Source organism: Paenibacillus lupini, assembly GCF_011761355.1.
Classification (GTDB): domain Bacteria; phylum Bacillota; class Bacilli; order Paenibacillales; family Paenibacillaceae; genus Pristimantibacillus; species Pristimantibacillus lupini.
Genome location: NZ_JAASRW010000002.1, coordinates 788002 through 814591 on the forward strand (window position 1 = coordinate 788002; position 26590 = coordinate 814591).

The following is a 26590-nucleotide window of genomic DNA, read 5'->3' on the forward strand; positions in this document are numbered from 1 at the left end:
GGTGTAGAGAGTTTTAAAAGTAATTTAACTTTGAAATTCACTTGTCAAAATCCCGATCAGTAGTCCTGATCGGGATTTTTTATTTTGTTTATACTGTTTAATTATGACGTAACAAAGGAGGCGGAGGCGCGCAAAGCAAGCACACCAGTTTTTTCGGGTGGGGCTTTATTTTTATAAAGCATGTTTAAAAAAAATGCCTTCTTATGTAAAAAAGTAATTGCTGTTATAGTTGACCCCAAAGTAATTTAAAGATAGATTTCCGAATTTGAAAGAGTGGATAATAGATCTCGTGTGGAATATCCATGGGTTATTTTTTATACTGAATCTCGCTGGATCCTGGATCAAGGTTGGCTTCTTCGCCAGTTATGTGCCATTTAATTGGATAATCTTCGGTAATCTGTCAAAGCCGAGAAAACATTCTGTACATCAGGCTTATCCAGAAAGACAACTAGATGTAATTCAACTAAAGGAGGAATAAATGGTGAGAGTGAAAGGGATTGCTGCACTACTCATTATCGCATTAACGATCACTTGGCAAGTGTCGCAGAATCAACTTAAAGCAGCTGCTGATAAGACTGCGCATTATAAGAATAAAGTTATCGTCCTTATGTATCATCATATTGATGTAAAGGAAAGCGGGGCAACGATTTCCCCTAGCAGGTTCGAAACACATATGAAACTTCTAAAGGAGAAGGGCTACAGGGTTATTAGTATCGAACAGTTCGCGAAATTCATGCAGAATAAAGGGAAGGTACCTGATAATGCGGTTGTGATTACCTTTGATGATGGGTACCAAAGTTTTAATCAATATGCAGTCCCAATTATGAATAAATATAAATTTGTTGCTGCCGATTTCATCATCGGAACGAGCAGCGATAATCAAAATGTTCATACAAAGCACTTATCCTGGGATACCATGCGTAAGCTTAAAAAGGAAGGCTTCAGCTTTTATAGTCATACTTACAACCAACATGACTATGCTCCGCTAGACAGAAATGAACATAAAGCAGGACCTAAGCTGAGTAACCCCATCTATCTGCCTGATAAGGGCAGGGTTGAGACGAAGAAGGAATACATGGCTCGAGTTGAAGCCGATGCTGTGCAGATTGAAAAACGTTTGAGGGAAGAACTGAACAACACCTATCAGATGCTCGCTTTCCCATTTGGGGTTTTTAACTCGACAGCGAAACAGCTTGAAGTGGATGCAGGTGTCACTTTGTTTTTCACAACACATCCGGGTATCAACAGTCAGGGCTCTGATGAGGTCTTCCGTCTGAACGCCGGAACACCGACACTCTCGGCTAATAAATTCCTGGACATGATGATAAAAATGGAATGACTCTGTTCGAATTGAACGCTAATCGTAAAATGCCGACAAACTATTTCAAAATAGTTTGTCGGCATTTTGTAGATCAATTTTCCTTGAACTTATACTTAACCTGAATCTTGAAATCCAATTCAGGATAGAAGGCAGACCAGGACTCGGTGTCATTCGAATGGTCAAAATGTCTGGAACGATATCGGAGGCCAAAGCCGATTGGATCGAGATTTTCTTCTCTAAGCTTGATTAAAAGCTCATAAACCTTCTTTTGAATTTGTTGTTCAGCTATCTTGGCTAGAGAATTCTTAATGTCTTCCGTAATGACTTCCGCATCATCCAGTCGTTCTATTAATCCACCTTTAAGCTTGATCGAAAAGATAACAATAGGTTTACCCTGACTTAAAGTAATTTTGTAATTGGCCTTACCTTTTTCTGTTGTGACGGAATATACACCATTGCTGGTTTTTAAAGATAAAGTATCATTGTATAGCCCGGAAGTAAGCATTTTAAGTATCTTTGACTCTTCCGAACTGAGTTCTACCTCAAGCTGTTTCTTATCGAACAAAGCAATTTGGTTAATTTGAAGATCTTTACCCTGAAATGCCATGACGGGAATAGTTAGATCAAGACCCGGGGTCATTATCCTTCTACTCGCATCATAGAGGGTAACGGCATAGACATAAGGGGAATGCTTAAGGCTTTGCTGAAAAGTATAGAAAAAATAGCTACCGGCAACAGCTTCTTCTTTCGGTTTAAACTTCAATAGTTGGTAAGCATTAGGCTTGCCAATTCCCAAATAGGCGATTTTCTGAATATCGGGCCTTCTCATGAAATAATCGATAGCCATGGCAATGTCCTTCTTCGCAACCCCCTCGCCAAATAACAGTATTTTGACATGTCCGTACTCCAGCTTCTTATCGCTCATAGCTCTAAGCTGGTCAAGCCCATCAGAGATTGAGTTACAGTTCACTTTAAGTAAAATAAAATCACTACCGATTACCTTGACGTCACCTTTAGACATCGAGATTTTGATAACAACCGCATATTTCTTATTTTTCACTTCGGATGCGTCTACGCCAATTGAGGTCACGAAAGCACGCCTATCGATATCTTCGAAGGCGCATCCGGATAGAAGTATGAGAATGAGGACGGCATTTGTTGCAGTTAAACGACTGCTTTTCTTTTTCGCGCACACCTTACAATGGTAAATACCAAAACGATGTCGAATAACAGTTTGATGTTTAGTAACCAGCTGAGACTGTTCCGAACCGTGGAATCGTTCATATATAGCCATAACACAAAGGACATAACAAGTAAGAACGATACCCAGAACCATTTTAATTTTCCTCCATTGAACAGGTTCGCTTGCTTAAGGAATTGCAAGGAAGTGTGCCAGCAGATAATCACAAACATTAAAGAAACCCCAAGCTGCATGATCAAAAAAATAACAAGAAATCGTTCTATAAAAAAATGCGGAAGCCTTATACTATTTGTTGTTGTAAACCATATATCATTATCGTTGCCAATTCCGGCCAATCCAAAATAACCGATTGGTATGAAATAATAAGCGAGAAGAAGAAGGAGGCCAACAGTAAAAACAATGGTCAGCAGCTTCATTGGTTTGCTGCTTTCAAGATGCTCATTAAAAACTAATCGATTCATATAACCACTGAAAAGGAAGGCACCGGCAGCAATCATCTGATAACTCGGCCAATGAAGGAGATAACTTGAAGCCTCCACTAAGAAATCAACTTGAATGTTGGCATCCAGCAAGAAGAGAAGAATCATGATGACAATTACCGGGATTTGAAATAATACAATGATCTCTAGCATGAACAAAGTACTCTTTGGATCCAGGAGGGAAACGAAAACGGTAAAAAACAAGAAAACTCCAAATAAGAGCCCGAATGAAATATCCGGACAGATAAACCTATGTATGATCTGCGTGTAAGAGATAAGAAAGATCAGTCCTGCCCCATAAGACAGAACTAAGCAGCAAAAGAACAGGGATTTCTGAAAAAAATGCGTCAATGTACCATTCATAATCTGGGCAATTGATTGTCCTGGAAACGGTTTCATGTGTTTCTCTAACAGCATTATCAACAGACATGTAGCAATCAACGAGATTAGTGAGCTGCTCAAGCTACTTGTGTAACGCCTTGAGTAAATGAGCTTTGGAGTAAACTCAATAATACAGACGACGAAATTCAAATAGAGGAGATAGTAGTAATAACGGACTCGGAGCATTGACAACACCTGCAATCATTAGTAATCAAAGAAGTTTCATATATGGCCTTCCCAAGCTCCTCAGATTGCAAAGGTAGGCGATAAGAGCCAGTAAGCCTATTACGACCCCAATCGTCCCGAGTAAGCTAGCCATAATGATTAATGGGTAACGAATGACCCGGATGGCCTGATGCATGGAGTTAACGGGAATAACAAAGTTGGAGATGGCAACAGCTGAAATGACGATAATCATCACCTCCGCTACAAGGCCTGCTTCGGTCGCAGCTTGTCCTAGGATAAGCCCGCCTACCGTTGTGGCCGTTGAGCTGACTGTCTTGGGCAGACGAATACTCGCTTCAATCAAAAACTCAGTCATAATGAGCATGAACATGATCTCTACATACGAGGGAAAGGGAACAGACATCCGGCTTCCTGCAACCAGCAGTGCAAATTGAATCTTTAACAAATCAGGCGAATAAGAAATAATCGCAATATACAAGGCTGGCAAAACAAGCGTAATTAAAAGAGCAACATAGCGTATAAATACCAAGAACTGTCCGATTAATGGCATCTGCACAGGATCATCCATGGATTCAAAAAAATCAAAAAACGTTGCTGGTCCTATCAGAGCCCAAGATGAACCTTCAATTAAAACAACGATTTTACCTTCAGACAAGTTCTTGACAACGCGGTCCGGACGTTCGGTTGTCATAAACAGCGGAAAAATATTAAATGTGCTTCGAATGATATTTTTTTGCAGTTGACCAGCCGATTGGATGAGATCAACCTGAATGTTAGAGAGTTTCTCTTTAAGCTCGTGCAGTGCAGGTTTATCAGCAATTTGAGCATCATAAATAAGCATTAACTTGATTTTTGACTTACTGCCTGCGGAGTGGCTCTCCGTACGCAACGATTCTCTTTTGTAACGACTGCGTATCAAATTAATGGACACATTTATGTTTTCGCTCAAGCCGTCTTTAGGGCCTTGCAGAACATTTTCCTCGGTCGATTCCATAATCGCACGAGACTTAAAGTCCTTCATACCGACGGAGATCAACAGCCCGTTAATGTAGATCATAACGTTTCCGTCGAGGATCTGCTCTGCGGCTTCAGATTCTTGTGTCACTTTTAACCCATTTGGAAAAGACAGTAGGTACTTCAGATAGTCATCAGACAATTCAGTATGATAAAAGGGAGAAATAAGCTTATCAAAAATATCGTCTTCTTTACAAACTGTTGATAAATAATAAAGAAGAATAGAAAAATTTCGGTTGTTGAACTCACGTTTCAGGAAGTCCTCATTTTTATTCAAGCCTTCAAACCACACGGGGAGATCACCTCTGTGGTATATATTTTCCTTTTTATTAATGTTTCATTCTCTTTTGTTTTAATTTGCAAACCTGAGTACACACATAGCAAATACGGCATCTTATTATTGATCAGATGCCGTATTTTTTCTTATTAGAGGAGCATAATACTTTCCTGCTGCATGATCTTTCTGATCCCAGTTTTGTAATAAAAAAAGATGGGCACTTTAGTTTTCTAAAGCATATTAAAAAAAATAGCCTTCTTATATAAATTCCGAATACCTGATATAGTTTTCCCCGAGGCAAGTTAAGCCTAACTGACACTATATCTCACCGTATCTTATACAAGTAATGATAATGACAAAATACAACAAGAGGAGACTACTATCATGAGTACAGAAATTAGAAAAAAGGAATTAATGTCCACTTTCAATTTCAGGCATGCCACTAAAGAGTTTGATCCAACAAAGAAAATCCCCGAAGAGGATTTCAAATTTATACTCGAGGCAGGCCGACTTTCTCCAAGTTCCGGAGGTAATGAACCTTGGAAGTTCTTAATTATTCAAAGCGCAGATTTTAGAAAAGAACTTGCGCCGCTTGTTACAGGTGCGGTACGCTCTCTTCCAACATCTAGCCATTTTGTTATTATCTTGGCTAGAAAAGGACTTACTTTTGATTCCTCATATGTTATAGATCAACAAACGAGAGTAAAAGGAATGCCCGTAGAAGTTTATAAAAGCATGCAGCAAGCTTATGCTCAATTCTATGATGATCTCCATCTGGATACGGAACGAGCTCTATTGGATTGGTCTTCGAAGTCAACCTATTTGGCAATGGCCAATATGATGACGGCAGCAGCTCATATCGGCGTGGATTCATGTCCTATTGAAGGCTTCGATTTGGATGCCGTTAATGATCTTCTGGACAAAAAGGGATTGCTTGGTGACGGTGAATTCAGTCTGAGCGTAATGACAGCATTTGGTTATCGACTAAAAGATCCTGTCCGTGCTAAAACTAGACGACCGATGGATGAGCTTGTTCAATACGTATAATGGAAATTTCCTATTCCAATACATTTCAAGGTATTCCGGTAAATGAAAACTAGGTTATTATCGATATTGGTTAACGGAGTGAAATTATTTGCTTTTAAATCATAGGAGTGATAGAAATGAGTACTTTTGTATTTGTACATGGATCCTGGCACGGGGCATGGTGCTGGGAAAGAATAACACCGATGCTTGAAAATTTGGGTCATAAGGTTATTGCTTTTGATTTACCCGGACACGGGGACGATCATACGCCAGTTGCTGAGATTAATTTAAAGAGCTATACGGACAGCCTAAGTGCAATATTGGAAAAGGAAACTGAAAAGGTTATTTTGGTAGGTCACAGTATGGCTGGAGTTGTCATCAGTCAAGTAGCTGAATTCCTTCCAGAGAAGATCGGGAAGCTTGTTTATTTATGCGCATTTCTTCCGCAAAATGGTCAATCTTTGTTTCAGGCTTTTGGAAATATAGATTTAGGAGATGATGCTCCGACTGCTGTTTTTATTAATGAAGAACATTCTTACATTGGTTTGAGAGAAGAAGATATACAAAGCCACTTTTTTGCTGATTGTTCGGAGGAGGACTATATGGCAGCAAAACAAAAGCTTTGTATTGAGCCTTTGATTCCATCGGTTACACCAGTCCAGCTGTCCGAGGAAAGATTCGGTTCTATCCCTCGTGTATATATTGAAGGGCTTAAAGATCGGGCAATTCCAATTCAATTACAAAGGTCTATGTATTCTCTTATGCCATGTGAACAAGTCATTACCATAGATTCTGATCATTCGTCATTCTATTCACATCCTGAAGAATTAACTTCGCATTTAATTCAGTTAGCGGATTAAACCGGTTTGTGGTGCGGCGCCGTTTTGTGAGCTGCATGGATGGCTAATCGGAAACCCTAGCTTATTAAAAAGGTGTATAACCTTCTATTAGAAGCAAACTAGTAACAATGCTCTAATGGGAGGTTATTCTTATGCTTATAACGATTAAAGACAAGTTGCCTGGGACACCGAATTCTTCTTTCTTTTAGAGGAAGATGTTATGACTTGCGCGAATGAAAGGGTAGGCGAAAATTAGAACCGGAGAACATAATATCATTTCGATAAACACAGGAGGAATCTATATGCTGGCCGCTATTCTCGTAGGATTAATCGCGTTGGAACATTTGTATATTTTGATCCTGGAAATGTTTTTGTGGACGACTCCTCGCGCGATAAAAGCCTTTGGTATGAAGTCGATAGAGGAGGCGGCGGCTACCAAGGCGCTTGCCGCGAATCAAGGACTGTACAATGGATTTCTTGCGGCAGGACTGATCTGGGGATTGCTTTATTCCGATAAGCAAACGGGAGAGTCAATCCAACAGTTTTTCCTGATTTGCGTACTCGTCGCAGCCCTTTACGGAGGCGCGACAGCGAAGCGATCGATCTGGCTAGTGCAGGGCTTACCTGCCTTGATCGCGCTTATATTCGTGATGGTGTAGCTCGGAATTATTGAAAAGTATGATGAAGGAATTATTTTTTGCAAATAGGAGGTTATGTTATTGAGTACTTTTATTCTTGTTCATGGATCATGGCACGGAGCCTGGTGCTGGACTAAACTAGTTCCACTTTTGGAGAAAGAAGGACACAAAGTAGTGACTTTTGATTTACCTGGTCATGGCCTTGATAAATCACCGGTTCAAGAAATTAAGTTAAAAAACTACACAGACAGTTTAACCAGTATTCTAGATAGCCAAACGGAGCAAGTTATTTTGATCGGACACAGTATGGCCGGACTTGTCATCACGCAAACCGCCGAGTATCGTCCGGAGAAGATTAAATCGCTCGTCTATTTATGCGCATACTTGCCAAAAAACGAGCAAACATTGCTTCAAATTTCACAAAGCGAGAAAAAGGATAAACCATCCGATACGCCTTCTGCCGTCATTTTTAGTAATGATCACGTCTTTATGGATCTCGATAAAGATTTAGTCCAAGCGAATTTCTATGGTGATTGTTCGGAAAGTGACGTGAATTATGCGAAAGCAAGGGTTTGCCTTGAACCACTTGCACCTTTTTTCGAGCCTGTACACCTTACTGACCAGCATGCGGAATCCATACCTCGATTTTATATTGAAACTTTGAAGGATAAAGCGATCTCGATTGGTTTACAACGGCAGATGCTTGCAGACAAGCCGTGTAAAGAGGTCATAAGCATGAATTCAGATCACTCGCCGTTCTTTTCTCATCCTGAAGCCTTGGCAGCTCATTTAAATCGTTTAGCTTAATATGTATAATCAAGATTAAAACCTTTAATTTAAGTTATCAATCCCGATCAGAACTTTCTGATCGGGATTTTTTGTTGGATTTTTTTTGCTGTAGTAGTGGTCTATATATTCAAGGTAACTTTACTTTTATAAAGCATATATAAAAAAAATGCCTTCTTATGAAAAGTGTGAAGAACTGATATAGTTACCTAGGCAATCGAAATATTAAGACATTCCCTTTCACGTTATATATGGCTTAGCCGAATTAAAGCACAGCATACAGGAGGAGTAAATATGAAAGTGGAAATTTGGTCTGATATAATGTGTCCTTTCTGTTATATCGGAAAGCGGCGTTTCGAAGCGGCATTGCAGGAGTTCGCACACCGTGATCAAGTCGAAGTCGTTCATCGCAGTTTTGAACTGGACCCTGCTTCTCCTTTGCATACCGATCAGAACTATTTGGAATATGCAGCCGCAAAGTACGGCATTTCGAAAGAAACTGTGGCTAAGCAAAGCCGATCCGTCACTGAAAGGGCAAAACAAGAAGACTTGATTTTTAATTACGATACCGTGAAAAATGCCAATACACATGACGCACACCGTCTGCTTCATTTCGCAAGAGAATTGGGCAAAGAACAAGAATTGCTCGAATTGTTATATAAGGCTTATTTCACGGAATCTCTTCCCATCGGACAACACGAAACGCTTGTGTCGCTGGCCGAACAAGCAGGGCTGGATCGCCAACAAGCATCAGCTATACTTACTAGCACACAATATGTGGATGCCGTTCGAGATGACCAGCTTGTTGCCACCAAATTAGGTATTCGAGGTGTTCCGTTCTTCCTGGTTAATGGCAGGCATACCATTTCCGGTGCCCAACCAGCCAGCGCGATTACTCAAGTGCTTGAGTCTGCTTGGAAAGAAGCTAATGCTTCCCAAGATGAATCAGATTCGGACATTTGCAGAGGCGGGCTTTGTTAATGTCCATTTGTGCATGGGCTGAGCATGGAATAGTAATGGGAGCTAAAATGAGTGAGGAAGGACGAGACAAATGGGACAAACAAGCATTCATCATATGGTTATTTTTAGTCTGAAGCATGCAATGGGTTCGGAGGAGGCTGAAGCCTTCATGCGCGATGTGGAGAGCCAACTGACTATGATCCCGGTCGTAAAGCAGTTCCATGCTTTTCGGCTGAAACCGAATAACCCTTTGGATTACGGTATTTCTATGGTTTTCGACAGCGAAGAGGATTATCAAACGTATGTGACGCATCCACTGCATGATGATTTTGAGGATAATCGTTGGAAAATAGAAGCGACACAGGGTATGGTTATCGATTACGAGATATAAAGTAACTACACTACCTAAAAAAATAAAAATGCAAAATATTAGAAGCGGAGATGAGTTCAATGATCCCTTTTCTTGCTAGAATAAACGAACTGAGCAGAAAACAAGCGAAATTAGGATTAACTGATAATGAGAAAGTTATTGCCGGGAAACGCATTAGTAAGATGATTGGGTAAGTACAAATCCTTCATGAGATATTTAAAACGATCATTCGATCTAAGAATTGACGGAAGACGTTCCTGGATAATACAAACTTCCCCTTCCGGGGTTTCTTTTTCATTGGAGCAGTGGAGGGAACCCGCTCACATCTATACCATCAAAGTAAGTGACTATTTTCAAAAAGGACGGGGAGAGTGATGGATATATGGATTTAATTACTGTTTCTTCAGTACTGCTCAAATGGGCGTTTGTAGCGCTGATCGGATGCGTTGGCGTCATTATGCTGCTGGGCGGCAGCTATTTTATATATAAAAAGGTCTTTCGCGGAAAAAGAAACATGTCTAAAAAACACTGGCTTATGCTCGGTCTCCTTGTTGCCTGGTTTTTAGTTGTACTAGGATTAACTACAATCAGCAGGGGTGCAAATTATACGGGTGATGTCAACTTCCATTTATTCAGCGGTTATGTGAATGCATGGAATAAATGGTCCGTTAGTGAGCTGCAGTTGGTCCTATTTAACATGCTAATGTTCGTTCCATTGGGCTTTCTATTGCCGCTGCTCTTGCGCAGAGCAGAAACATTTTGGCTAACCTTCCTTGTTACATTGTTAACGACGGGCGGTATAGAAATCATTCAGCTCGTAACAGGGAAAGGGATTTTTGAGCTGGATGATATTTTTCATAACTTGATCGGAGGTCTGGCTGGGTACTTCTTGGTCATGGCGATCCTGGTGTGTATCCGGCAAAAACGCTTTGCGATTCAATCTGTTCTACGGGGTATAATGATTCCTGCATTGTTCGGAGCGTTAATTGGCAGTGCAATGATTATGTACCAAGCGAAGGAGTTTGGGAATATGCCGATTCTTCCTGCGATGAAGCAGGATATGGATGCAGTGACGGTCGAAAATAAACTACTCTTGCATAGGGACACAGATACGGCATCGGTATACCGAAATATATATGCAAACAATATGCAACGAGGCAGAGATATTGCTGAGCAGCTATCTCGGAAATTTGCAGTTAATTTTTCCGATACCATTCGCCGAGAAGGCGATGACAATCGCATTTTTATGGGGAAAGCATCGGACAGTCAACAGGCCGACTTGTATTATCAATATAAGGATGGGGGCTGGCACTTCAGCACTGAGAACGAGGGGGGGAGTCTCTCGGAACACCAGGCAGCCACATTGAGGGCAGAGATGGAGCAATGGTATTCACAAAACAGTCTGGCGCCTGACAATGCTGTATTCAGCATACAGGACAACAACTTTTTACGATGGGATGCAAAAGAACCTGAGGATCTGGCCCATAAGGAAAATGATTTTGTTTCCGGAATAATCATGGTGCAATTTGCTAAGGATGGTACCCTGAGTGATCTTTTCAATCAAACAATTTGGAACAAATTTGATCGTAAGCTGGAACTTATCTCCTCCAAACAGGCGTTTGAACAAGTTCAGGCGGGTAATTTCTATATGTATGCGCCATTTCACAAGGGTGATAAGCTTGTCGTGAATGAGTATGCTCTGACCTACGTTTACGATACCAAAGGATATTACCAGCCCGTGTACGAATTCAAAGGTTATATCAACAATAACGACCATAAATGGTCTTGTCAGATACCGGCTAGAAGATAATTTCTTCTAGAAATAAGGAAATGACAGTAGTCAGAAGCAAATCAGAGGCCGGAAATACTCTGCAAGGATTCCGACGATGCTCAATCAATGAACTTATAACTCAACAGCATGGATCCGCTGGATACGCAGCATCAAATTGAAAAGCGGGACAACAATGTTTTTGTGCATAACGATTTTTGAGGGAAGACAAAGGAATAAGCATTTCTAGCGTCTTTATGAACCGGTTCGATTACGGTTTCAACTTTCCATGGATTAGTACGCTTTGCGTGATTTCTACGGTGTTGTTCATCGTCAGTACCGCTATGCTATACGGCCAGCTCCAAAGTCAAGAAGGCCAGTATTATAGAAGCTCTGAAACAGGAGAGCTGGTGAGACTCGCTGAAGCCTAAGGACTGAAGAGTACGCATTTTTCATCTCGGGTCAAAGAGCGAAACTTTAATTTTATAAAGCATATTTAAAAAAAGTGCCTTCTTATGGAGGATATTAATATCTGTTATAGTGACCTCATGGCAGTCGATAGATGAGGAATCGAAGCCGTAGTAGTTAATTAATTAATCCAAGTGATTAAAGGAGAAATGACAACATGAGTACACCAATCGTAAATTTCGCAAAGGATCTCGTATGGTTCGACACAATGCCTGGCGAGCAAATGACCGTGCGCCTTCATAGCAATCAGGTTGGAGGATCTATAACGGTAATTGAAGCACGTGTACCGTCTCGATCAGGCCCACCGAAACATATTCATAACGAACGTGAAGAAACGTTTGAAGTTCTAGAAGGGACTTTCCGTTTCCAAGTTGGCGATGAGGAATTTGATGCGACTCCTGGAACAAGCGTCTTGGTTCCTCGCGGTATAGCACACACGTGGGCTAACGTAGGTCCGGAAATGGGGCGGATGCTGTTCATCTTCACACCTGGGGGAATTGACGATTTTTTCCGTGAAATTGGCCGTCATACTCTCGAGGAAATTGTTCAAGTCGCGGCAGATAATGACACAGTGATTATCGGACCACCAATGTTTTTAAAGTAAGCCTGATCCGAAAAAGGCGGACATATCCGATGAATTCGCAAAAGTAGTCAGTGATTTCATGCTGTAGATTGATTTCTCTGCATTCATAGAGGGTTTGCTAAAATTATGATATGCTCCCATTCGAGTAGACAGGATATAAACCGTCTTCTTGGAAGGGAGTATTTAATTTGGTAAGAATACATGAATTTTGGGGAAGCTATAATTAAACGAAAGCACTCGGAAACCCTTAGTGTAAGTACACTGATGACCAGAGGCACAGATATGGAAAATGATCTCATCGACAAATACCAAATAGCAAGCCGAACTCAACTTCGAACTTGGGGCAACAAGTATAATAGTCATAGCAGCTTCAAACTTACAACCAGGTGTACCAATAGGTCAAGAAGTACGAACGGCGGGCAGGATGCGCTTCAGGACGGTCGTGGGCGGAACAAAGCTCCTGAGGGAACTAACAGAGACTGAGCGCCACAAGCTGGAGCTCAAGAAGCTGGAGTGCGAAAATGAACGGTTGACGCAAGAAATACTCGAGCTCCACGCACAAGTGCGAGGGATTTACGGCTACCGAAGACACACCATGAAGCTTAGAAGAGACACGGACAAGCCTATTAACCACAAACGGATCCTGCGGCTCATGCGGCTCGCGGGAATTCAGTCTGTAATCCGCAGGAAAGAAGAAGTCATACAAGAAGCTTAAGAGGAAACTGGATAAATTAAAAATGACCCAGAGCATGTCACGAGTAGGACGGTTATTGACAATGGACCAATGGAAGCCTTCTAGGGAACCTTGAAATGCGAGATGTATTACTTGAATACATACGGCACGTTTGAAGAACTCAACATATCCACTTCTACAACCATGAGCGTTTACAGGCAAAATGAAACGGCCTCAGTCCCGTTGAATTCAGGACTAAGGCCGCCTAGATATTTTTTGTTTATTTGTAGTGTCTAGTTGACGGGTGCAGTTCACTTCTAAGACTGGTTGCCTTTAATTCTTATGCAGGTTGAACCAAACTTAATTATTTTCCAGTAACAGGGTCCGTATTAGGGTTCCAGTTTTTCAGAGGATCCATGCGGAAACGGAACAGTTCTGTGCTGCTGATTTTCCATACGCCATCCACACGACGATAGGTTTCACGATATTGTCCATATCCATTATGTCCTGGATATGCATTTTCTGCATCAGGGAAAGTCAACAAATCCTCCATGGACCAAATCCCCTTTGCGTTATTCTTGTCGATTATCTCGATTTCTGGCATATGCCCATGGTGAACCGTAGGTGCACGGCCCACAAGGTCTCCGATCATTTTTCCATAAGCTATACCGCCCATTTCAGAAAAGTCTTGACCTTGGGCAATGATTTTAGCATCCGATGTAAATAACTCCCCAAATTCAGTCCATTTTTTTTCATCAACAAACCGGAAATAACGAGCTCTTAACTGTTTGATTTGTTCGATATCTTCTAGGCGTTGATACTTCTCTTCAAGTTTTGTGATTTTATCTAATAGCTGTTGATCTGTATATACTGACATATGATCACGTCCTTAATCGTTTAATTTATAAATGTTGGTATTTACTTTATTTATATCTTGAAGGTATTAATGCTAAGAACAACCTGTCCCTGTTTATTGTTCTCTGAGCAGCTGTGAATAATGCTCAGAATGATTACATGAATTCCGTGTTAGATTGCCCGAAAAGAATGGGTAAAATTCAACTACAAAAAAGGGAATGATATTCTATACCACATATTGGAACAACCTCTCATTTAGGATGGTAATTGATATTCAATTGCCTCGAGATCAACTATAACAGGTATCAATTAATGCTGTAAGAAGGCAGTTTTTTTAAACATGCTTTACAAAAATAAAGTAATAAGCACGTCCCATGAATGGTGTGTGGAAGAGCAAATTAGTCTAAGTTTAATGCCGTTATCCTTCAATTTTATAGGAGATAATTCAATATAAATGTATCAATAGGAAACAAAACCCCTTCGGACGACTCAATTTGAGTGTTTGAAGGGGTTTTGTTTAGTAAGAGGATATTGAGTTTATTTTGTAGGTTTGCCTGTTACAGGATCTGTATTCGGATTCCAGTTCTTAAGAGGATCCACACGGAATCGTTTAAGTTCCGTACTGCTGATTTTCCAGAGACCATTTTCTTTTCTATAGGTTTCTGTGTATTGGCCGTACCCATGATGCCCTGGATATGCCCCTTTCTTATCAGGGAAGGTTAATAAATCCTCCATGGCCCAAATACCTTTAGCATGATTTTTATCGATTATTTGTATTTCGGGCATATACCCGTGATGAACTGTTGGCGCCTTACCCACAAGATCTCCAATCATTTTACCGTAAGCCGCGCCGCCGCCCTTTGAATAATCCACGCCGTCAGAAATAATCTTCACATCAGCTGTAAATAATCCCCCGAATTCTGACCATTTTTTTTCATCAACAAAACGGAAATAACGAGCTTTCAATTGTTTAATTTGTTCTATATCTTGCAATCGTTGATATTTGATTTCAAGCTCGGCTAATTTAGCTAATTGTGCCTGGACATTGACATTGGCCGTTTGTTGCTGCGCCTGTATAACTTGTGCTGATTGAGAGCTTTGCTTTTCCATGTCTTTTTGATCCGAGCATCCAGTAAGTACAGTAGTTAGGATGATCGTACCCATTATTAGGATGACTGATAAAGAAGATTTGTTTATTTTCAACATTTGATTCACGACCTTTTGTTTGTATTGTTTAATGCTTCTACATTAACCATTGGATTAGAGCGGTTTTGTTTGCCTGATGCATTCATGAGACGTATTTTCCTCAAACCAATTATAATTTATACCTTGCACCATTTAGGTAATTACTAAAATGTAATCAACTGCTTCTCACTTCATTATAAAGCTCACTAAGGATTGAAACTTTGTACCAACATTGTTGAAAAACCTCTTCTCATCTAAGACTTTATTAAGAATTCATTTTTCCTCGAGGTCTACTATAGCAGGTCTTATTTTCTTTCATAAGAAGGCTAATTTTATAAACATACTTTATTAGAATAAAGTCGTTCGAACACTGGCAAGAGCTGAAAGCTAGGAGTAAAATACTTTACTTTTTTAAAGTATATATAATTAATTAGCCTTCTTACTTATATTTATTAATCCTGTTATAGTTGTCGCCAAGGCAATAAAAACCTGGATCTTAGGCTAATGAGAAGAGGTTGTTTACATGTAGGGGAATTATGATATGAGTTTTTTGTTGACGGACTACGGTCCGTTTATTCTATCTTCTAATCGGACTGATGAACTTATTAATTAAAATACAGATAAAATAGGAGTGAATAAAGTGAGTGATCGTATTTCAAAAGCAAATATGCTTTTACTTATAATTGTATGTTTTGCGCAATTCATCGAAGTAATGAACAGTTCTACGGTCGTAGTGGCGCTACCTTCCATTCAAACAGCTCTTCATATGCAAGCAAATGACTTACAATGGATCGTCACTTCGTATGTGCTTACCTTCGCATGTTTTCTGATGATTGGGGGACGTGCTAGTGATTTACTTGGAAGAAAACGTGTTTTACTGGTAGGTTTAACAGTATTTGCACTAGCTTCTTTAGCAGGTGCTCTGTCAATGAATCCAGTTTGGTTAATCGCAAGTAGAGCCATACAAGGAATAGGGGCGGCGCTGTCTATTCCAGCAGCAATGTCGCTCATTAGTAATAATTTTCCGGCAGGAGCACAACGTAACAAAGCGTTTGGGATATTTGGTGCATTAGGTTCCGGGGGAGCTGCAGCAGGATCAATCGTAGGCGGTTTGCTAACGGACTCTGCAGGTTGGAGATCGTTGTTTTATCTAAATGTTCCATTAGCGTTACTGCTTATCGTTGGATTGATATTTGTCAAAGTAAGCCCTTCAGCCAAAGTCGAAAAGCAATCCATTGATTTAATCGGATTAATATCTGTATTAGCGGGGATTTTTATCCTGGTCTATAGCATTTCAATGCCGGATGTCAACGGAAGCTGGCCTATAACGAAAATCACTATGTTGATTGTTGGGATATTGGTATTACTATTGTTTGTAGTGATCGAGAAATATGCCAAAAATCCGCTTATGCCGCTTCGTCTCTTTAAATTCAGGTCGCTCCTTACATCAAATTTCATTGGTTTTCTGATGTTTTCTTACGTTAGTGGTTTCAATTACTTTTCGACTTTGTACTTTCATGAACTTGGATATTCTTCTTTAAAGGTTGGTTTGGCTTTCTTGCCGCTCGGCTTGACTGCTATCGTAGTAACACAAATCACACCGTTCTTCATGAGTAAATTCGGTGCAAAAAAAGTTCTGGTTATCACACAGATTGTCAATGCGCTTGGGATGTTCTGGTTAAGTGATATGGATATGAATAAAGGTTACGCGTCATTTGTTCTTCCGGCCTTTATTATTCTTGGTTTGTCTGTGGGCGCATCCTACACAGCGGTAATAGTCGGATCAGTTCAGGATGTTAAGCCCGAGGAACATGGAATTGCCGGAGGGATTGTAAATACCTTCTTGCAATTAGGAGGAAGCCTAGGTTTATCCATTCTAGCTACAGTTGCAACTACGGTAACCGCATCAGCAGAGCATCATGAAATGGCAAACAATGCAGTGTTACTAGGCTTTCGAACGGCATTAATCGTAAGTGGCGCATTTGCTATTATTGCTGTGATTCTTGCATTAATGAGCGGGGGGAAAAGTAAAGACACGGTTTCTGTTTCACAAGAAATGCATATCTAAACCGGTACAGATCAAAGGAACCGGTTCGTGCAAAAAACAAGGCGTTCTATGCAGCAATTGGATCAATTCGTATAAGACCTTATTAATGTGAGGGTTTCCTAGAGATCAACAAAATTTGGCCTTAGGAGACCTTCTTTTTTAAGTCGTTGAATCATTATTTTGAAATAGTTTGCCGATCGTGAATTGGAAAAACAAAAAAACCGTCAACTAATTTAGCTTGACGGATTTGTTACTATTAACTGGCGCTTCCCATTCGTTTTTCCATCTGCGTATTTCATTAAACACGTCTGTAAAAGCCTTTCCTTTTTCTGTAATGGAATACTCCACTGTGACGGGTACGGTAGAAAACACTTCTCTTTTTATCATTTGATGTACTTCTAAATTGCGTAAGGTGTCCGTTAGCCCTTTTGTATTGATGTTCCCTAAACTTCTTCGCAAATGATTAAACCGCTGAGGTTCTTTTAATAATTCAGTTATCACAAGAAATGTCCATTTTCCTGAAAGAAATTGTAACACCTCAGAAATTGATGTAATACAATCAATATCAAACTTTGAGCACTCCACTTTCATCAACTCACAATCAAATGTAATGTTAGAATAATAATTAAAGCATCTAATTTAAGTATAGTTTAAAAAATGTGGATGTCACTGGAAGTTAAATGCCAAATGTAACAAGGGTGATTAAATTCATGACTAATTGTCCTAGTATTATTCGTTCATGTCTGTTTACTTATTCAAATATCAAATATATAAAAAGTGGTAAATAATCGAATTATTGATTTCTCATTTGAATCAGACACTTTAGATTTATAAAGCAACTTTAAAAAAAGAGCCTTCTTATGAAATAAATCAAGTCCTGTTATAGTTGTCTCGAGGCACGATATAGCCCTATCAATTTTTAACATCATGGAGGTACACATATGACAATTCAAAAGCACTCCACAATTCAAACACCTATATCATCCGGGTTTGGTCCAAGAACGACAGCAAAGATGGTTATTGGGGAACAGGATCTGACTGGTAAGATTGCTATCGTGACAGGTGGTTATTCTGGACTCGGTCTTGAAGCGGTCAAAGCCCTTGCTTCTGCAGGGGCAAAGGTTATTGTACCCGCTCGCACTCTGGAAAAAGCACAGACAGCACTTGAGGGAGTACCTGGTGTAGAACTGGAGCAGTTGGATCTTATGGATCCTGCTTCGATCGATGAGTTTGCAAAACGTTTTCTTGCTTCCGACAGGCATTTACACATTCTTCTTAATGCCGCAGGAATAATGGCTGCTCCGCTTGTTCGCGATTCGAGGGGGTTTGAATCCCAGCTTGCAACCAATCATCTGGGACATTTTCAGCTAGTGTTAAGGTTATGGCCCGCGCTTAAGAAGGCAAAAGGCGCAAGAATTGTCTCTGTCTCATCGCGTGCCCTGCAACTCAGCGCTTTTGATTTTGAAGATCCAAATTTTAATTCACGCGATTATGACAAATGGCTTGCGTACGCTAGATCCAAAACAGCAAATGCTTTATTTGCCGTAGCAATGGACAAGCGTGGAGAGCCTCATGGAGTGCGAGCATTTTCCGTTCATCCAGGTACGATCGTGACAGATTTATCTCGTCATTTAACCGATGATGAATTGCGTGCAATGGGAGCTTTAAACGAACAAGGTGAACGTGCTTTTACCGAGTATAATAATGAAATCAAAACGATTAATGAAGGGGCAGCCACTTTAGTCTGGTGTGCAGTCCATCCTCAGCTCAACGGAAAGGGTGGGGTCTATTGTGAAAATGGAGATATTGCAGTTATAACGGACAAGCCACACACTCCCGGTGTATTTGAGTGGGCTGTCGATCCCAAGGAAGCTGATCGCTTATGGATGTTAAGTGAGCAGTTGATAGGTTCAAAATTTGAAAATTAAGGCCATAGAATCAAATTCATATTTCAAGGTATAAGAAACAGCCTGCTGAATGCTCAGCAGGCTGTTTCTATATAATCTTTTGTGCGAATGATTTGCTTAACTAAATCACTATTCATAAAGCTGCATTATTTTGGAATATTGATCTTATGCGGTGCTAGAAGCATGGCTTTACTTTTATAAAGCATATATAAAAAAAAAGCCTTCTTTAGGATATAGACAATAGCTGTTATAGTTGGCCCGTGACCTTTTATAAACAGTTATTGTTGTTACTGTGATTAGGCTAAGTATATAAATTTTAAAATATTTTTGAGCATTGATCTTATTTATTAGAGTTGTTACAAGAAAGTTACATTTTGTATGTATTTTAGAAATATGATTTTTGCATGATTAGTTTAGTGCTATTAACTGAACGAAATTGGAATGGCGTAAATGAAGTGATTTTAATCAAAGAGCTATTACTACTAGAAGGAGTACAGACATGTTATTAAATGTATAGAAGCAGTTAGAAAAATTGAGGATCGACTGGATAATCGTTGATTTCGCTCATACTGATGTTGTACTGGTGATGTCATTCTAATTGCCGACATATCAAGGCCACTGCCGAAAATTTTACTTATTACTGCATATGTGACTAAGTAGGTGAACGAAGATGGAACATGGAAGCTTAGGTGTTATTGGGGGAATGGGTCCCAAAGCTACCTCGGTATTTTTTGAAAAAATAATAAACAAAACGAGTGCGGATATTGACCAGGATCACATTAATATCATTATTCTTAATCATACAAGTCTTCCTGACCGGACCGATGTTCTTCGAAAGAAGGAAGGGGATCTATTCTTAGACAAAATATCTAAAGATATGGCTCTCCTTCATAATGCCGGTGTATCCAATATTGCAATACCATGTAACACAGCACATTGCTTTTATAATGAGATGCAAGAAATGACCACAATTCCGATTATAAATATGGTTAACGAGACACTTAAGCTTGTCGTGGATAAGTTTGGATCAGGCAGTAGAATGGGGATTTTGGCGACTGATGGAACCTTGCATAACGGGATATATAGCAAAGAATGTGAAAATTTGGAACTTAAACTATATAAGCCGAATGAAGAAATACAGAAACGTATCATGAGTATCATTTATAAGAAACTGAAGAAAAATCAACATGTTGAGCCAGCAGAAATCGAGGAGATAATAGAGATGCTGCTGAGCGACTTCGGTTGTGACTGTGTCGTAATTGCTTGCACGGAATTATCAGGTATACCATTGCGGCAGAATATTAAAAGGCATTGCATTGATGCTATGGATGTACTCGTAGAGAAATCAATTCTTCGTTCAGGTAAAAGAGTTATAGCTTCTGATTTTCATAATACATGCATTACGGAAAGATAGAACTTCTTCAGTGATTTAATGGAGTCAAGAGTTTGTTCCAAAGGGGTTTATTATGATAAAAGTACTTATTGTAGAAGACGACTTCAGCATTTCTAGTGCCATAACATATGCGCTTGAGCGAGAAGGCTACACGATCAGAACCGCTGCTGACGGGGAGGAAGCTCTTGAGAAAGCAGAGGTATTTAAACCCGACGTAATTATTCTTGATATTATGATGCCTAAAATGAACGGATATGAGGTTTTCCGTAAGCTTAATCAGAAAGAACGGCCAGGAGTGCTTTTGCTGACCGTGAAAAACGATATCGTAGACAAGGTACTTGGGCTGGAATTAGGTGCGGACGATTATATGACCAAACCCTTTGATATCCGGGAAGTGGTGGCCAGAGTAAAGGCACTGTACCGGAGGGGGAATTTTGCATATTTCAATAATAGTGAACTTGAGAAAGTAAATATTGAGATGGGTGGTTTGTCGATTGAACTATATAGTCGGACGGTTAGGATGGATGGTCAAGAACTAGACTTGACGCTAAAAGAGTTTGATCTTCTTGTTGAGCTTGCATGTAATCCTGATCGGGTGTATTCCAGAAAGGTGCTGCTGAAGAAGGTATGGGATATTAATTATGCCGGGGGAACCAGAACGGTTGATATTCATATCCAAAGGCTCCGCAAGAAGCTGGGAAGATGGCAAGGGCTCATTCAAACGATTAACGGAATTGGTTATAAAATTATTCCTAAAACACTAGATAATGAATGATGGGTGCTAAGAATTTAGTTTCCGCAGGGACGCGGCGCCGCTTCCCGACCGCAAAGTCTCGTGGGCGGAAATCGCGGCGCTTCTGTACAGCGTCGGGGGCATTGGCATGGAAGCGTTGGAAAATAAAAAGGCAGCTATTTTCTCGACAGATGCGTCTTTATCTTTAGGTGTGTGATCGGTATACATGATTCTCTTTGAACAGCCGTTCGGCGCGCGCAGGCTTGACCGTACCGCCGGACACCGTAATGGACCGATGCACGAGCACGTCCAAAGCGTCGATAAAGTAAGGCCGCACGGATTCGCCTAATTCTATGCACGATAATTCCGTGCACGCGAGAACGACGCCGTCACATTTCTCCCGCTGGAGCATTTCCGTCATAATACCTTCGAGCACACGAGCATCCGAATGTCCGGTTTTTTTGATATCTTCATAGATGATGTTCATAATGCTTTGTTGCATGCTCGGGTTCGGGATGAACGGCTCAAGGCCGTATTCCCGCAGGACATCCGAATAGATGTCGGTTTGAAGGGTGGCGTCTGTCGCGAGAATGCCGATTTTACGATTCGCTTTATGTTTCGCGAGCAGTTCTTCGACCGTTTCTCTTACCATGTTGACGATCGGAATAGCCGTCATGGCTTGAATGTCGTCGAAGAAACGGTGCGCCGTATTGCAAGGCATCACGATGTTCGACACTTCCGCATGCTCGAGCAGCGCGATGTCCGCTTGGATCAGCTGCAGGAATTGCTGATCTTTCCGCTCAAGAATTGAGCTCGTTCGGTCCGGCAATGACGCATGATTCAAAATAATCATGTCGACATGGTCTTGATCCGCTTCCACTTCGGTGAATTCAATAACTCTATCGAAAAAAACGGATGTCGCCTTCGGCCCCATCCCGCCGATCACGCCTAATTGGGATCTTTTCATTATATTTACCTTATTTTGTAATGTCATCTTTTTCCTTATACTATGAGAATTCGGGTTGTGTAGCAAGATGGTTTGGAAATTACGTTAAATTTCGACTAAAATCCAACCGAAATTATTCAATTAAATGAAAATTTTTGAATCCCGAAATCCGGTTTTGGCTATAGTATAGTGAAATGAATTGAAATTATTCGTAAAGTTTATACAGGAATGGAGTTGCCGCATGCGCACTAGACGAATTAGACGCATTAGACTTAGAAGGGTTATCTTAGGAGTTGCCTTCGTTTTTATTGCCGCGTTGGTTATTTGGACTTCGATTGACAGCATATTGGCGGCGGATAACAAGCCCGCAGCCAGGCCGGCTGCCACACCGACTGCCACGTCTGCTGCCACGTCGGACACCAATGCTGATACGGAGACACCCAAAATCACGGGAGTCAAAAATGTAACTGTCTTTATCGGAGACCGCGTTTCCTACAAGACCGGAGTAACCGTTAAGGATAATCACGATACGAACATCGCTTTGGTCGTAGACACGAGCGGCGTCAACCTAAAGAAAGTCGGCGTTTACAACATTGCGTATATGGCCAAGGACGCCGCAGGCAACGTTGCCCATGCGGAGGCTACGGTAACGGTCAAGGTAAAGCCTGCGAGCCCCCTCAACGAAGACGAACTGAATCAATTGGCGGATACCGTACTCGCAAAGATCGTGACGGAAGACATGACGGAAGTCGACAAATTATGGGCAATCTTCAAATGGACGAAGTACAACATTGGCTATATCGACAGTTCCAGTCATACCGATTGGCGAAAAGGCGCGCTTCAAGGGTTTAAACAAGGTACGGGAGACTGCTTTGTCTTCTATGCCACCGCAAGGATGCTGATGGAGAGAAGCGGCTTCGAAACGCAAACCGTGATCCGGGATAAAGGCAGAAAAACGAAACATTTTTGGAGCTTAGTCAAAGTCGAAGACGTCTGGTATCACTTCGATACAACTCCCACGATCAAAAAGAATACGACTTTCCTGCTTACGGACGCAGAGCTGGCGTTATTCAATAAGCAATTTAAGAACTATTACCTTTTCGATAAGACTAAACATCCGGCAACGCCGACCAAACCGCTCAAAGAAAGAAGCAAGTATCTTAAATAAGAAGGGCTAGGTTTGCCAATGCAGTTCAACGTCATGGAGTATTTAGAGCATACGGTACGAAGAGTACCAGACAAAATAGCTTACGCGAACGACCAAATCGGCCTTTCGTTCCAAGAAGTGTACGGGCAGTCCAGAGCGATCGGCACGTTTCTGAACAGGCACAATTTGCAAAAGCAACCGATCGTCGTATTTATGAACAGGAGTCCGAAAGCGATCGCGGCTTATTACGGCGTCATCTACAGCGGCAATTTCTATGTACCGCTCGACGAAGAGATGCCCCGCACCCGCATCGAGACGATCGTTCGGAAGATAAATCCCAGCGCGATCATCTGCGACGAGTCGACGAAGGAAACCGCCGATGCCATCAACTTTCAAGGGAACGTTCATCTGTTCGACGACCTGATTCAATGTCCTGTCGACGACGAGGCATTAACCCGAATACGCCTTTCCGCCTTGGACACGGATCCTTTGTACGTCGTCTTCACGTCCGGTTCAACGGGCGTTCCGAAGGGCGTCATCGCCAACCATAGATCGGTTATCGATTATATCGAAAACTTATCCGACGTGCTCTCGCTGAGCGAAGACACGATATTCGGGAACCAGACGCCGCTGTATCTCGATGCTTGCTTTAAAGAACTATTCCCGTCCTTGAAGTTCGGAGCGACGACCTATATCATCCCGAAGAGCCTGTTTATGTTCCCGCTCAAATTGGTGGAGTTCCTGAACGAGTATCGCATAAACACCATATGCTGGGTCGTATCGGCGTTAACGATGATCTCTTCCTTCAAAGTGCTGGACAAGCTGGTTCCGCAATTTCTGCATACCGTCGCGTTCGGCAGCGAAGTATTCCCGGTGAAACAATTCAATCTGTGGAGAAGCGCGTTGCCTAATGCGAGGTTCGTTAACTTATACGGACCTACCGAAGCGACCGGCATGTCGTGTTACTACAAGGTGGAACGGGCGTTCGAGGAACACGAGATTTTACCAATCGGCAGGCCGTTTCGGAATACCGAAATCCTCTTGCTCGGTTCGGACGATCGCGAAGCCGCTCCCGGGGAAGCCGGAGAAATTTGCATTCGGGGCACTTGCCTGACACTAGGTTATTACGGGGATTTCGACAAGACGAACGAAGTCTTCGTACAAAATCCGTTGAACGCTCTGTATCCCGAACTGATCTACCGGACAGGGGATTTGGGCAGATACAACGAGCACGGCGAGCTGATGTTCGTCTCGCGCAAAGATTACCAGATCAAGCATATGGGGTATCGCATCGAGCTCGGAGAAATCGAGGCGAACGTCAGTCGGCTGGAAGGCATCAAGAGCGCTTGCTGCGTTTACGACAAAACCACGGAGAAGATCGTCTTATTTTTCGTAGGCGAAACGGACGCCAGATCGATCGTCAAGGAACTGAAGCTGCTACTGCCGAAGTATATGATTCCCAATCGGATTGAGCCGTTAGACGCAATGCCGCTCACGACGAACGGAAAAATCGATCGCGTTTACCTCAAAGAAGCTTGCGTCAAGAAGGGGAGTTAAGCACATGGATGAGTTATTGAAAATATTAGAAGAAATGCATCCTGACGTCGATTTTCGTCAATGCGATACGTTAATCAAGGATAAAGTGTTGGATTCTTTCGACATCGTCACGCTGCTTGCGGAGATCGACGGCGAATTTGGCGTGACGATTCCCGTGGAGGAAATCACGCCGGATAACTTCAATTCCGCCCAAGCGTTGTACGCATTAATCATCAGACTATCCGACGATTTATAGGGGGAGACCATGCTTTTTACCTCATACGGTTTCATTCTCTTTCTCGTTGCCTTGTTCGTCGTTTATTACATCATTCCGAGAAAATACCAGTGGGCATTGCTTCTAGGCGCCAGCTATTTGTTCTATGCGCTATCCGGGCTTCAATTTCTTGCTTATATCGTGGCGACGACGGTTTGCGTGTATTATGCCGGACGCCGAATCGGCGACTTGGTGCAGACCGAATCCGCGTATTTGCGGGAAAATAAGCAGGAATTGGCCAAGCCCCAGATCAACGAATACAAATCCAAGATGAAAGCAAGAAAGCGGATCCCGATGCTGCTCGCCTTGTTCGTCGCCTTGGGCATTCTTGCTTTCGTCAAATACATCGATTTCGCGATCGCGAACATCAATCTCATCGCCCGGGCTTTCGGAAGCGAAGGCGGCATTTCCTTCTGGACGATCGCCGTTCCGCTCGGTATTTCCTTCTATACGTTCAAGAGCGCGGCCTACCTGATCGACGTCTACAGGGGGAAATTTCCGCCGGAGCGCAATCTGTTCAAGTTCGCGTTGTTCGTTTCCTTTTTCCCCGAAGTCATACAAGGACCGATTAGCCGATTCGATCAATTGGGTAAGACGTTGTATGGCTATCACCCCTTCGACGGCCGTAACGTAAAGTTCGGCTTGCAGCGAATCGCATGGGGATTTTTCAAAAAGCTGGTCATTGCCGATCAACTGATGGTCGCCGTTCGGACGATTATCGACGATCCCGATCACTATAATGGTTCGTTCGTGTTGGTTGGCATGCTGTTATACGCGTTTCAACTGTTGGCCGACTTTTCTGGCGGTATCGATATTACGATCGGGATTGCTCAGGTGCTCGGCGTCACGGTTCAGGAAAATTTCCGCAGACCGTATTTCGCCAAGTCGATCACGGATTACTGGCGCAGATGGCATATTTCGATGGGTGCTTGGTTCCGGGATTACGTTTTCTTCCCGATGTCCGTCTCGAAGCCGATGCTTGCCCTGTCGAAGTTCTCCCGCCGGCGGTTTGGCAACGCGATTGGCAAACGCGCGCCTGTGTATCTCGCGACTTTAACGACCTGGTTCGCCACCGGCATCTGGCACGGCTCCAGTTGGAACTTCATCGCCTGGGGACTGGCCAACGGCGTCATCATCCTTATCTCGCAAGAACTGGAACCGTTCTACGATTGGTTCCATGGGAAGTTCAATGTGAAGCATACGTTCGGATTCCGCTCCTTCCAAGTCGTGCGGACGCTGCTGCTGATGAGCTCGATCCGGCTGTTCGACTGTTACATGGACGTGCCGCTGACGTTTAAGATGTTCGGGTCCATGTTCACGACCTTCAATTATCAAGTCTTATTCGACGGTTCGTTGCTTCATTTGGGCATCTCTTTTAGTCACTACGTCTTGATCCTGTCGAGCCTAACGGTCGTCGGAATCGTCAGCTTGCTGCAAAGAAGCGGAAGCGTGAGGGAGAAGATAGAGGCGCAGCCGATTGGCATAAGGTATTCGCTTTACGGCATGCTGATCCTCTCGATCCTCGTCTTCGGCGCTTACGGCGTCGGCTATGACGCGAAGCAATTTATCTATAATCAGTTCTGATTTCTACGGAGGG

25 protein-coding genes are annotated in these 26590 nt (G+C 42.0%); 18 read left to right on the forward strand and 7 right to left on the reverse strand.

The window, feature by feature from the left end; genetic code table 11:
- Positions 1-478: 478 nt before the first annotated feature.
- Entirely contained in the window at positions 479-1339 is an 861-nt protein-coding gene (locus FHS17_RS09100; protein ID WP_208420270.1) for a polysaccharide deacetylase family protein, read from the forward strand.
- Between the two features lie 73 nt (positions 1340-1412).
- Here FHS17_RS09100 and FHS17_RS09105 read toward each other — a convergent pair whose 3' ends face one another.
- The 3 genes from FHS17_RS09105 to FHS17_RS09110 all read right to left on the reverse strand — a co-directional run bounded on the left by FHS17_RS09105 (position 1413) and on the right by FHS17_RS09110 (position 4874).
- Complete coding sequence (locus FHS17_RS09105) at positions 1413-2516, reverse strand: Ger(x)C family spore germination protein (RefSeq protein ID WP_341805813.1); 1104 nt, start codon at positions 2514-2516, stop codon at positions 1413-1415.
- The gene (locus tag FHS17_RS30495) at positions 2486-3154 is read right to left on the reverse strand and encodes a hypothetical protein (RefSeq protein ID WP_243865283.1); all 669 of its coding nucleotides are present in this window, start codon (positions 3152-3154) and stop codon (positions 2486-2488) included. The genes FHS17_RS09105 and FHS17_RS30495 overlap by 31 nt, the downstream gene beginning before the upstream one ends.
- A gap of 439 nt (positions 3155-3593) precedes the next feature.
- On the reverse strand, positions 3594-4874 hold the full coding sequence (locus tag FHS17_RS09110) for a spore germination protein (RefSeq protein WP_167278061.1): 1281 nt from the start codon (positions 4872-4874) through the stop codon (positions 3594-3596).
- A gap of 369 nt (positions 4875-5243) precedes the next feature.
- Here FHS17_RS09110 and FHS17_RS09115 point away from each other — a divergent pair, with 369 nt between their 5' ends.
- The 9 genes from FHS17_RS09115 (at position 5244) to FHS17_RS09155 (ending at position 13012) form a co-directional block, all read left to right on the forward strand.
- Positions 5244-5906, forward strand: a complete 663-nt coding sequence (locus FHS17_RS09115; protein WP_167278062.1) for an NAD(P)H-dependent oxidoreductase — start codon at positions 5244-5246, stop codon at positions 5904-5906.
- 116 nt (positions 5907-6022) lie between these two features.
- The gene (locus tag FHS17_RS09120) at positions 6023-6745 is read left to right on the forward strand and encodes an alpha/beta fold hydrolase (RefSeq protein ID WP_167278063.1); all 723 of its coding nucleotides are present in this window, start codon (positions 6023-6025) and stop codon (positions 6743-6745) included.
- Positions 6746-7020: 275 nt separating this feature from the next.
- Positions 7021-7383 (forward strand): DUF1304 family protein, encoded by a 363-nt coding sequence (locus tag FHS17_RS09125; protein ID WP_167278214.1) that lies wholly within the window; start codon positions 7021-7023, stop codon positions 7381-7383.
- A 60-nt stretch (positions 7384-7443) separates the two neighbouring features.
- Positions 7444-8169, forward strand: a complete 726-nt coding sequence (locus FHS17_RS09130; protein WP_167278064.1) for an alpha/beta fold hydrolase — start codon at positions 7444-7446, stop codon at positions 8167-8169.
- Between the two features lie 273 nt (positions 8170-8442).
- A complete protein-coding gene (locus FHS17_RS09135) occupies positions 8443-9129 on the forward strand; it encodes a DsbA family oxidoreductase (RefSeq protein ID WP_167278065.1) in 687 nt (228 codons plus the stop codon).
- Positions 9130-9199: 70 nt separating this feature from the next.
- Entirely contained in the window at positions 9200-9499 is a 300-nt protein-coding gene (locus FHS17_RS09140; RefSeq protein WP_167278066.1) for a Dabb family protein, read from the forward strand.
- A 361-nt stretch (positions 9500-9860) separates the two neighbouring features.
- Complete coding sequence (locus FHS17_RS09145; RefSeq protein WP_167278067.1) at positions 9861-11288, forward strand: VanZ family protein; 1428 nt, start codon at positions 9861-9863, stop codon at positions 11286-11288.
- A 583-nt stretch (positions 11289-11871) separates the two neighbouring features.
- Positions 11872-12318: a cupin domain-containing protein gene (locus FHS17_RS09150; RefSeq protein ID WP_167278068.1), complete on the forward strand. Its 447-nt coding sequence runs from the start codon at positions 11872-11874 to the stop codon at positions 12316-12318.
- A gap of 403 nt (positions 12319-12721) precedes the next feature.
- Entirely contained in the window at positions 12722-13012 is a 291-nt protein-coding gene (locus FHS17_RS09155) for an IS3 family transposase (RefSeq protein ID WP_167278069.1), read from the forward strand.
- Positions 13013-13334: 322 nt separating this feature from the next.
- Here the strand turns inward: FHS17_RS09155 and FHS17_RS09160 are convergent, their stop codons facing one another.
- Positions 13335-13847, reverse strand: coding sequence for a nuclear transport factor 2 family protein (locus FHS17_RS09160; RefSeq protein WP_167278070.1), 513 nt, complete (start codon positions 13845-13847; stop codon positions 13335-13337).
- Positions 13848-14362: 515 nt separating this feature from the next.
- Positions 14363-14935: a nuclear transport factor 2 family protein gene (locus tag FHS17_RS09165; RefSeq protein ID WP_167278071.1), complete on the reverse strand. Its 573-nt coding sequence runs from the start codon at positions 14933-14935 to the stop codon at positions 14363-14365.
- A gap of 715 nt (positions 14936-15650) precedes the next feature.
- On the opposite strand from FHS17_RS09165, the gene FHS17_RS09170 reads away from it, so the two are divergent.
- Positions 15651-17078, forward strand: coding sequence for an MFS transporter (locus FHS17_RS09170; protein ID WP_167278072.1), 1428 nt, complete (start codon positions 15651-15653; stop codon positions 17076-17078).
- A 207-nt stretch (positions 17079-17285) separates the two neighbouring features.
- Here the strand turns inward: FHS17_RS09170 and FHS17_RS09175 are convergent, their stop codons facing one another.
- Positions 17286-17648 carry a winged helix-turn-helix transcriptional regulator gene (locus tag FHS17_RS09175; protein ID WP_167278073.1) on the reverse strand — a complete coding sequence of 121 codons (363 nt, stop codon included), beginning with the start codon at positions 17646-17648 and terminating at the stop codon, positions 17286-17288.
- Between the two features lie 350 nt (positions 17649-17998).
- Here FHS17_RS09175 and FHS17_RS09180 point away from each other — a divergent pair, with 350 nt between their 5' ends.
- From FHS17_RS09180 to FHS17_RS09190, 3 genes are all read left to right on the forward strand, one after another.
- A complete protein-coding gene (locus FHS17_RS09180) occupies positions 17999-18985 on the forward strand; it encodes an oxidoreductase (protein ID WP_167278074.1) in 987 nt (328 codons plus the stop codon).
- 649 nt (positions 18986-19634) lie between these two features.
- Positions 19635-20378, forward strand: coding sequence for an aspartate/glutamate racemase family protein (locus FHS17_RS09185; protein ID WP_167278075.1), 744 nt, complete (start codon positions 19635-19637; stop codon positions 20376-20378).
- A gap of 52 nt (positions 20379-20430) precedes the next feature.
- Entirely contained in the window at positions 20431-21132 is a 702-nt protein-coding gene (locus FHS17_RS09190; RefSeq protein ID WP_167278076.1) for a response regulator transcription factor, read from the forward strand.
- 163 nt (positions 21133-21295) lie between these two features.
- On the opposite strand, the gene cuyB is transcribed toward FHS17_RS09190, so the two are convergent.
- Positions 21296-22057, reverse strand: a complete 762-nt coding sequence (cuyB, locus tag FHS17_RS09195; protein ID WP_243865249.1) for a cysteate racemase — start codon at positions 22055-22057, stop codon at positions 21296-21298.
- 220 nt (positions 22058-22277) lie between these two features.
- Between cuyB and FHS17_RS09200 the strand changes: the two genes are divergently transcribed.
- Genes FHS17_RS09200 through FHS17_RS09215 form a run of 4 tightly spaced genes read left to right on the forward strand, consistent with a single transcriptional unit; the run spans position 22278 to position 26577 of the window.
- Positions 22278-23204 (forward strand): transglutaminase domain-containing protein, encoded by a 927-nt coding sequence (locus tag FHS17_RS09200; protein ID WP_167278078.1) that lies wholly within the window; start codon positions 22278-22280, stop codon positions 23202-23204.
- An 18-nt stretch (positions 23205-23222) separates the two neighbouring features.
- Complete coding sequence (locus FHS17_RS09205) at positions 23223-24740, forward strand: amino acid adenylation domain-containing protein (RefSeq protein WP_208420313.1); 1518 nt, start codon at positions 23223-23225, stop codon at positions 24738-24740.
- 4 nt (positions 24741-24744) lie between these two features.
- Positions 24745-24975 (forward strand): phosphopantetheine-binding protein, encoded by a 231-nt coding sequence (locus tag FHS17_RS09210; protein ID WP_167278080.1) that lies wholly within the window; start codon positions 24745-24747, stop codon positions 24973-24975.
- Between the two features lie 9 nt (positions 24976-24984).
- Positions 24985-26577 carry an MBOAT family O-acyltransferase gene (locus FHS17_RS09215; RefSeq protein WP_167278081.1) on the forward strand — a complete coding sequence of 531 codons (1593 nt, stop codon included), beginning with the start codon at positions 24985-24987 and terminating at the stop codon, positions 26575-26577.
- Positions 26578-26590: the final 13 nt, after the last annotated feature.

What these genes read in the sequence shown, in the direction of transcription:
- FHS17_RS09100 (WP_208420270.1), top strand. Translation starts at nt 479, where the DNA reads ATGGTGAGAGTGAAAGGGATTGCTGCACTACTCATTATCGCATTAACG.
- FHS17_RS30495 (WP_243865283.1), bottom strand. Translation starts at nt 3,154, where the DNA reads ATGCTAGAGATCATTGTATTATTTCAAATCCCGGTAATTGTCATCATG.
- FHS17_RS09115 (WP_167278062.1), top strand. Translation starts at nt 5,244, where the DNA reads ATGAGTACAGAAATTAGAAAAAAGGAATTAATGTCCACTTTCAATTTC.
- FHS17_RS09120 (WP_167278063.1), top strand. Translation starts at nt 6,023, where the DNA reads ATGAGTACTTTTGTATTTGTACATGGATCCTGGCACGGGGCATGGTGC.
- FHS17_RS09135 (WP_167278065.1), top strand. Translation starts at nt 8,443, where the DNA reads ATGAAAGTGGAAATTTGGTCTGATATAATGTGTCCTTTCTGTTATATC.
- FHS17_RS09140 (WP_167278066.1), top strand. Translation starts at nt 9,200, where the DNA reads ATGGGACAAACAAGCATTCATCATATGGTTATTTTTAGTCTGAAGCAT.
- FHS17_RS09145 (WP_167278067.1), top strand. Translation starts at nt 9,861, where the DNA reads ATGGATTTAATTACTGTTTCTTCAGTACTGCTCAAATGGGCGTTTGTA.
- FHS17_RS09150 (WP_167278068.1), top strand. Translation starts at nt 11,872, where the DNA reads ATGAGTACACCAATCGTAAATTTCGCAAAGGATCTCGTATGGTTCGAC.
- FHS17_RS09155 (WP_167278069.1), top strand. Translation starts at nt 12,722, where the DNA reads ATGCGCTTCAGGACGGTCGTGGGCGGAACAAAGCTCCTGAGGGAACTA.
- FHS17_RS09160 (WP_167278070.1), bottom strand. Translation starts at nt 13,847, where the DNA reads ATGTCAGTATATACAGATCAACAGCTATTAGATAAAATCACAAAACTT.
- FHS17_RS09165 (WP_167278071.1), bottom strand. Translation starts at nt 14,935, where the DNA reads ATGGAAAAGCAAAGCTCTCAATCAGCACAAGTTATACAGGCGCAGCAA.
- FHS17_RS09175 (WP_167278073.1), bottom strand. Translation starts at nt 17,648, where the DNA reads ATGAAAGTGGAGTGCTCAAAGTTTGATATTGATTGTATTACATCAATT.
- FHS17_RS09180 (WP_167278074.1), top strand. Translation starts at nt 17,999, where the DNA reads ATGACAATTCAAAAGCACTCCACAATTCAAACACCTATATCATCCGGG.
- FHS17_RS09185 (WP_167278075.1), top strand. Translation starts at nt 19,635, where the DNA reads ATGGAACATGGAAGCTTAGGTGTTATTGGGGGAATGGGTCCCAAAGCT.
- FHS17_RS09190 (WP_167278076.1), top strand. Translation starts at nt 20,431, where the DNA reads ATGATAAAAGTACTTATTGTAGAAGACGACTTCAGCATTTCTAGTGCC.
- cuyB (WP_243865249.1), bottom strand. Translation starts at nt 22,057, where the DNA reads ATGAAAAGATCCCAATTAGGCGTGATCGGCGGGATGGGGCCGAAGGCG.
- FHS17_RS09200 (WP_167278078.1), top strand. Translation starts at nt 22,278, where the DNA reads ATGCGCACTAGACGAATTAGACGCATTAGACTTAGAAGGGTTATCTTA.
- FHS17_RS09205 (WP_208420313.1), top strand. Translation starts at nt 23,223, where the DNA reads ATGCAGTTCAACGTCATGGAGTATTTAGAGCATACGGTACGAAGAGTA.
- FHS17_RS09210 (WP_167278080.1), top strand. Translation starts at nt 24,745, where the DNA reads ATGGATGAGTTATTGAAAATATTAGAAGAAATGCATCCTGACGTCGAT.
- FHS17_RS09215 (WP_167278081.1), top strand. Translation starts at nt 24,985, where the DNA reads ATGCTTTTTACCTCATACGGTTTCATTCTCTTTCTCGTTGCCTTGTTC.